The 5,346-nt window shown below is 70.5% G+C and carries 5 protein-coding genes; 3 read left to right on the plus strand and 2 right to left on the minus strand.

Features of this window, described 5'->3' with window-relative positions; translation table 11 throughout:
- Window positions 1–56: 56 nt before the first annotated feature.
- Window positions 57–575, minus strand: a complete 519-nt coding sequence (locus tag ACFVZW_RS36640; RefSeq protein WP_384530868.1) for a GtrA family protein — start codon at window positions 573–575, stop codon at window positions 57–59.
- A gap of 184 nt (window positions 576–759) precedes the next feature.
- Here ACFVZW_RS36640 and ACFVZW_RS36645 point away from each other — a divergent pair, with 184 nt between their 5' ends.
- From ACFVZW_RS36645 to ACFVZW_RS36655, 3 genes are read left to right on the plus strand one after another with little or no spacing between them, the layout of a single operon-like run.
- Window positions 760–1,878 (plus strand): 5-(carboxyamino)imidazole ribonucleotide synthase, encoded by a 1,119-nt coding sequence (locus tag ACFVZW_RS36645; RefSeq protein ID WP_384530874.1) that lies wholly within the window; start codon window positions 760–762, stop codon window positions 1,876–1,878.
- The gene (gene purE, locus ACFVZW_RS36650) at window positions 1,875–2,405 is read left to right on the plus strand and encodes a 5-(carboxyamino)imidazole ribonucleotide mutase (protein WP_361438702.1); all 531 of its coding nucleotides are present in this window, start codon (window positions 1,875–1,877) and stop codon (window positions 2,403–2,405) included. Before ACFVZW_RS36645 ends, purE begins: the two co-directional genes overlap by 4 nt.
- The gene (locus ACFVZW_RS36655; protein ID WP_384530870.1) at window positions 2,402–3,616 is read left to right on the plus strand and encodes a dipeptidase; all 1,215 of its coding nucleotides are present in this window, start codon (window positions 2,402–2,404) and stop codon (window positions 3,614–3,616) included. The genes purE and ACFVZW_RS36655 overlap by 4 nt, the downstream gene beginning before the upstream one ends.
- A 141-nt stretch (window positions 3,617–3,757) precedes the next feature.
- Here ACFVZW_RS36655 and ACFVZW_RS36660 read toward each other — a convergent pair whose 3' ends face one another.
- Window positions 3,758–5,086, minus strand: coding sequence for a UDP-glucose dehydrogenase family protein (locus ACFVZW_RS36660; protein ID WP_384530872.1), 1,329 nt, complete (start codon window positions 5,084–5,086; stop codon window positions 3,758–3,760).
- Between the last annotated feature and the right edge of the window lie 260 nt (window positions 5,087–5,346).

A 5,346-nucleotide genomic window follows, 5' to 3' on the forward strand; every position in this document is an offset into this window, starting at 1 on the left:
CGGTCCGCTAGCGGACCGGGCGCTCCCCGGAACGTACGAGGGTGTCGGAGGGCGCCCTACAGCACCCGGTCCGGCTGCTTCCTGGCCGTCTGCTGCGGCGCCTGCTCCAGGAACGATTCGGCGGTCTGGACCGCCTCCCGCGCCGGCAGCGTCCGGAACACCCAGGTCCGGTACGACCAGAACCGGAACAGCGTCGCGACGCCGATCCCGAGGAACTTGAAGACGTTGCTCTGAAGGGGTGTGTCCCAGCCGAATCCGTACGTCGCGGCGTACAGGATGCCGTTCTGGATCACCAGGCCGGCGACGCTGAACAGCAGGAAGAGCGTCAGCTCCTTCGTCCTGCTGCTCTTGTCGCGGTCCCGGTAGGTGAAGTACCGGAAGCCCAGGTAGTTGAAGCCGATCGCGACGACGGTGGCGATGATGCTCGCCCGGACGACGGGGACCTCCGTGAGGTGGCGCACGAGGTTGAAGACCCCGAGATCCACCAGGAGGCCGACACCACCCACGGCACCGAACTTCGCGAACTCGCGCGTGAGCCGATCAAGCCGCACACGCAGTGCGCTGGGTTCACTCATGGTGATTGCTCAGCCCCGTCCGTTCGGTTTCGTCGTCCCAGCCATGCTAACCAGAGCCTCTGGCACCTGCCCGGGGACATTGCAAACCACGGGAAAACCCCGGCGGGCTGTCGTAAAGCACAGGCGGGGGAGGCTCCGCGCATGGTGCGGATACCCTAAGAGGGTGACGTTCCCGGTAGTCGGCATGGTCGGTGGCGGTCAGCTCGCCCGTATGACCCACGAGGCGGGTATCCCCCTCGGCATCAAGTTCAAGCTGCTCAGTGACACCCCGCAGGACTCGGCGGCCCAGGTGGTGAGCGAGGTCGTCATCGGCGACTATCGCGACCTGGCTACGCTGCGTGACTTCGCGCGCGGCTGTGACGTGATCACCTTCGATCACGAGCACGTCCCCGCGGAGCATCTGCGAGCCCTGGAGGAGGACGGCATCGTCGTCCGCCCCGGACTCGCCGCGCTGGTGCATGCCCAGGACAAGGGGGTGATGCGCGCGAAGCTCGACGAGATCGGCGCGCCGAGCCCCCGCCACCGCATCGTCGCCGATCCGGCGGACGCGGCGGCCTTCGCGGCGGAGGTGGGCGGCTTCCCGATCATCCTCAAGACCGTGAGCGGCGGCTACGACGGCAAGGGCGTCTGGTTCGTCCGTACGGAGGAGGACGCCCACGACCCGTTCCGCGCGGGCGTGGCGGTGCTCGCCGAGGAGAAGGTCGACTTCGCGCGCGAGCTCGCCGCGAACATCGTCCGCTCCCCGCACGGCCAGGCCGTCGCCTACCCGGTCGTCGAGTCCCAGCAGGTCGACGGCGTCTGCGACACGGTGATCGCGCCCGCGCCGAACCTGTCGCACGAGCTGGCCGGCCAGGCGCAGGAGCTGGCGCTGCGGATCGCGAAGGAGCTCGACGTCGTCGGCCATCTGGCCGTGGAACTCTTCGAGACCACCGACGGGCGGATCCTCGTCAACGAACTCGCCATGCGTCCCCACAACTCCGGCCACTGGACCCAGGACGGCGCGATCACCTCGCAGTTCGCCAACCACGTCCGGGCCGTCCTCGACCTGCCGCTGGGCGATCCGCGCCCGCGCGCCACGTGGACGGTCATGTGCAATGTGCTGGGCGGGGACTACCCGGACATGTACTACGCCTATCTGCACTGCATGGCCCGGGATCCGCAGCTCAAGATCCATATGTACGGCAAGGACGTGAAGCCCGGCCGCAAGGTGGGGCACGTCAACACCTACGGCGACGACCTGGACGACGTGCTGGAGCGCGCCCGTCACGCCGCCGGCTATCTGCGAGGAACGATCACCGAATGAGCCCTGTGAGCCCCGTCGTAGGCATCGTCATGGGATCCGACTCCGACTGGCCCGTCATGGAGGCCGCGGCGCAGGCCCTGGACGAGTTCGAGATCGCCTACGAGGTCGACGTCGTCTCCGCGCACCGGATGCCGCGCGAGATGGTCGCGTACGGCGAGGAGGCCGCCGACCGCGGCCTGAAGGCGATCATCGCGGGTGCCGGCGGCGCCGCCCATCTCCCGGGGATGCTCGCCTCGGTGACCCCGCTCCCGGTCATCGGCGTGCCGGTCCCGCTGAAGTACCTCGACGGCATGGACTCGCTCCTCTCCATCGTGCAGATGCCGGCCGGTGTGCCGGTGGCCACGGTCTCCGTCGGCGGAGCGCGCAACGCAGGTCTGCTCGCGGCCCGGATCCTCGCCACGCACGACGCCGAACTGCTCGGCCGGATGCGGGAGTTCCAGCAGGAGCTGAACGACCAGGCGACCGAGAAGGGCAAGCGGCTGCGGGCCAAGGTCGAGGGCTCGGAGTCGTTCGGCTTCGCCAAGTGAGCCGCCCGGCGAGCGCGTCCGACCGGCTGGCGGAGGCGCTGGAGCTGCTGGCCTCCGCACCCGTCGTCGACGGTCACAACGACCTGCCGTGGGCGCTGCGCAAGCACGCGGCGTACGACCTGGACCGGCTCGACATCGCGGCCGACCAGACCGGCGCGCTCCACACCGACCTCGCCCGGCTGCGCGCCGGCGGGGTCGGCGCCCAGTTCTGGTCGGTGTACGTGTCGTGCGAGCTGACCGGTGACGACGCGGTCAGCGCCACCCTGGAGCAGATCGACATCGTCGACCAGCTGCTCGACCGGTACGCCGCCGACCTCGCCCCCGCGCTGACCGCGGACGACATGGAGTCGGCACGCAAGGAGGGCCGTATCGCCTCCCTGAAGGGTGCCGAGGGCGGCCACTCCGTCAACAACTCCCTCGCCACGCTGCGCGCGCTGCACACCCTGGGCGTGCGCTACATGACGCTCACCCACAACGACAACACCGCGTGGGCGGACTCGGCGACGGACGAGCCGGGCGTCGGCGGTCTCTCCCCCTTCGGCCACGAGGTCGTCCGGGAGATGAACCGGATCGGGATGCTCGTCGACCTCTCGCACGTCGCCGCGACGACGATGCGGGACGCGCTGGCCACCGCCGTCGCGCCGGTGATCTTCTCGCACTCCTCCGCGCGCGCGGTCTGCGACCACCCGCGGAACATCCCCGACGACGTGCTGGCACAGCTGCCCGCCAACGGGGGAGTGGCGATGGCGACGTTCGTGCCGAAGTTCATCCTCCCCGCGGCGGTGGAGTGGACGGCCCGCGCCGACGAGAACATGCGGGCGCACGGACGGCACCACCTCGACACGACGCCGGAGGCGATGAAGATCCACCGTGCGTTCGAGGCGGAGAACCCGCGCCCGATCGCCTCCGCGGCGACCGTCGCCGACCACCTCGACCACATGCGCGAGGTCGCCGGCATCGACCACATCGGCATCGGCGGGGACTACGACGGTACGGCGTTCACCCCGGCCGGCCTCGACGACGTCGCGGGCTATCCGAACCTGATCGCGGAACTGCTCACCCGCGGCTGGTCGCATGCCGACCTCGCCAAGCTCACCTGGTCCAACGCGGTCCGCGCGCTGCGGGACGCGGAGGCCGTCTCGCGCGAACTGCGGGAGACGCGGGCGCCGTCGAACGCGACGCTCGACTCGCTTGACTCTCCGGCATCCTGACGGATCATCAACGAAGGCCCCGCTTCGGCGGGGCCTTCGCGCGTCCCGGGCAGGGGTGACCCGTACGGGGCATCCCGCCGCGCCGGGGGAGGGCACCGGCGCGCTATCGTCCCGGGCCCGCGGGCGGCGGGGGGCACGTTCTCAGGCGCGCGGGCGGCCCATCGCGCGGTACGTCCAGCCCGCCTCGCGCCAGCGCGTCGGGTCCAGCGCGTTGCGGCCGTCCAGGATCACCGGCGAGGTCACCGCCGCCCCCAGCTCCGCCGGGTCGAGCTCGTCGCGGAACTCGCGCCACTCCGTCAGGTGCAGCACCACGTCCGCCCCGCGCACGGCCTCCAGGGCCGTGTCCGCGTACCCCAGCGTCGGGAAGAGCCGGCGCGCGTTCTCCATGCCCTTGGGGTCGTAGACCGTGACCTGTCCGCCCTGGAGGTGGATCTGCCCGGCCACGTTCAGCGCGGGCGAGTCGCGGACGTCGTCCGAGTCCGGCTTGAACGTGGCGCCGAGCACCGCCACCCGCTTGCCCAGGAACGAGCCGCCGCCGAGCGCCTCACGCGCCATCTCGACCATCTGGCCGCGCCGCCGCATGTTGATCGAGTCGATCTCCCGCAGGAAGGTCAGGGCCTGGTCCGCGCCCAGCTCGCCCGCCCGCGCCATGAAGGCGCGGATGTCCTTCGGCAGGCAGCCGCCGCCGAAGCCGATCCCGGCCCGCAGGAACTTGGACCCGATCCGTTCGTCGTAGCCGATCGCCTCCGCGAGCTTGGCGACGTCACCGCCGGCCGCCTCACAGACCTCGGCCATCGCGTTGATGAAGGAGATCTTGGTGGCGAGGAAGGAGTTCGCGGCGGTCTTCACCAGCTCCGACGTCGGGAAGTCCGTCACCACGAACGGCGAGCCCTCCGCGATCGGCCCGGCGTACACCTCGCGCAGCTGCTTCTCCGCCCGCTCGCCGCGCACACCGACGACGATCCGGTCGGGGTGCAGGGTGTCCCGGACGGCGAAGCCCTCCCGGAGGAACTCCGGGTTCCAGGCCAGCTCGACGCCCTCCGGCAGCAGCCGCGCGAGCCGCTCGGCCGAGCCGACCGGCACGGTCGACTTGCCGACGACCAGCGCGCCGTCCTGGACGACGTCCGCGAGCGAGGTGAACGCGGCGTCGACGTAGCTCATGTCACACGCGTACTCGCCGTGCTTCTGCGGAGTGTTCACACAGACGAAGTGGACGTCGCCGAAGGCGCCGACCTCCTCCCAGGAGGTGGTGAAGCGCAGGCGGCCCGTCGAACCCTCGATGCCGGCGACGTGCCGGGCCAGCAGCTCCTCCAGGCCGGGCTCGTACATCGGTACGCGCCCGGTGGCCAGCAGCTCGATCTTCTCGGGCACGACGTCGAGGCCGAGCACTTCGAACCCGAGTTCCGCCATGGCCGCTGCGTGCGTGGCGCCGAGGTAGCCGGTGCCGATCACGGTGATCTTGAGGGCCATACGGGACTCCAGTGACGTCGGGCGGAATGCCTGCCCGAGCATAGTCGGGCCTCGCTCCGGCCAGGGTCGGGCCTTGGTCCGGTGCCCCGTGACGCCCTACCATTTGGGTTACTTAACGGTAGTTAGCAAGCGTGGGAGTGAGTGAGCATGGCGGGTTCTGCTGATTTCGACCTGTATCGCCCGTCCGAGGAGCACGACATGCTCCGGGAGACGGTCCGCGCGCTGGCCGAGGCGAAGATCACGCCGTTCGCGGCCGCGGT

The organism is Streptomyces sp. NPDC059567, from assembly GCF_042735655.1.
Classification (GTDB): Bacteria; Actinomycetota; Actinomycetes; order Streptomycetales; family Streptomycetaceae; genus Streptomyces.